This window comes from Neisseria sp. P0009.S007 (assembly GCF_051962515.1).
The window spans coordinates 1-1345 of record NZ_JBQCVF010000371.1; the positions used below are offsets into that span (position 1 = coordinate 1).

Here is a 1345-nt window from a genome sequence, read left to right on the forward strand (position 1 = left end):
GGCGGTATCGGCGGTACAGGCTTCACGCCAATCGTGAATGCTCCTGAAGTTGCCATCTTGGGCGTGTGCAAATCTCAAATCAAACCGGTTTGGAACGGCAAAGAATTCGCTCCTCGCCTGATGTGCCCGTTGAGCCTGTCCTTTGACCACCGTGTCATCGACGGTGCCGCCGGTATGCGCTTCACCGTATTCCTGGCTAACCTGTTGAAAGACTTCCGCCGCATTACTCTGTAATCCGAGCATTTTCAGACGGCCTGAATAGAAAGGCCGTCTGAAAAAAGAAGTCCGAACATCATTCAGAAAGATTAGACATGAGCTTAGTTGAATTGAAAGTGCCCGACATTGGCGGTCACGAAAATGTAGATATTATTGCGGTTGAAGTAAATGTAGGTGACACCATTGCTGTGGACGATACTCTGATTACTTTGGAAACCGATAAAGCGACTATGGACGTACCTGCCGAAGTTGCAGGCGTAGTCAAAGAAGTTAAAGTTAAAGTGGGCGACAAAATCTCTGAAGGTGGTTTGATTGTTGTCGTTGAGGCCGAAGGTGCAGCTGCTGCCCCTAAAGCCGAAGCGCCTGCCGCTCCTGCACAAGAAGCACCTAAAACAGCCGCTCCTGCTCCTCAAGCTGCTCAATTTGGCGGTTCTGCCGATGCTGAGTACGACGTAGTAGTATTGGGTGGCGGCCCTGGCGGTTATTCCGCTGCATTTGCCGCTGCTGACGAAGGCCTGAAAGTTGCCATCGTTGAACGTTACAAAACCTTGGGCGGTGTTTGCTTGAACGTCGGCTGTATCCCTTCCAAAGCCTTGTTGCACAATGCTGCCGTTATCGACGAAGTACGCCACTTGGCTGCCAACGGTATCAAATACCCTGAGCCTGAACTCGATATCGACATGCTGCGCGGCTACAAAGACGGCGTTGTTTCCCGCCTGACTACCGGTTTGGCAGGCATGGCTAAAGGCCGTAAAGTAGACATTATCCAAGGTGATGGCCAATTCTTGGACCCACACCACTTGGAAGTTTCTCTGACGACCAGCGAAGTGTACGAACAAGCTACGCCTACCGGTGAGAAAAAAATCGTTGCCTTCAAAAACTGTATCATCGCAGCAGGCAGCCGCGTAACCAAACTGCCTTTCATCCCTGAAGATCCGCGCATCATCGATTCCAGCGGCGCTTTGGCTCTGAAAGAAGTGCCGGGCAAACTGCTGATCATCGGCGGCGGGATTATCGGTCTCGAAATGGGTACGGTTTACAGTACGCTGGGTTCTCGCCTGGATGTTGTTGAAATGATGGACGGCCTGATGCAAGGCGCAGACCGCGACTTGGTTAAAGTATGGCAAAA

Annotated in this window: 2 protein-coding genes; both read left to right on the top strand. The window is 51.5% G+C overall.

Annotated elements, in window-relative coordinates; genetic code table 11:
- Positions 1 to 234: 2-oxo acid dehydrogenase subunit E2 (locus ACTHS3_RS13345; protein WP_440368171.1), on the top strand; the 234-nt coding region annotated here is incomplete at its 5' end.
- A 77-nt stretch (positions 235 to 311) separates the two neighbouring features.
- A partial coding sequence (locus ACTHS3_RS13350; protein ID WP_440368172.1) for an FAD-dependent oxidoreductase occupies positions 312 to 1345 on the top strand: 1034 nt, incomplete at its 3' end.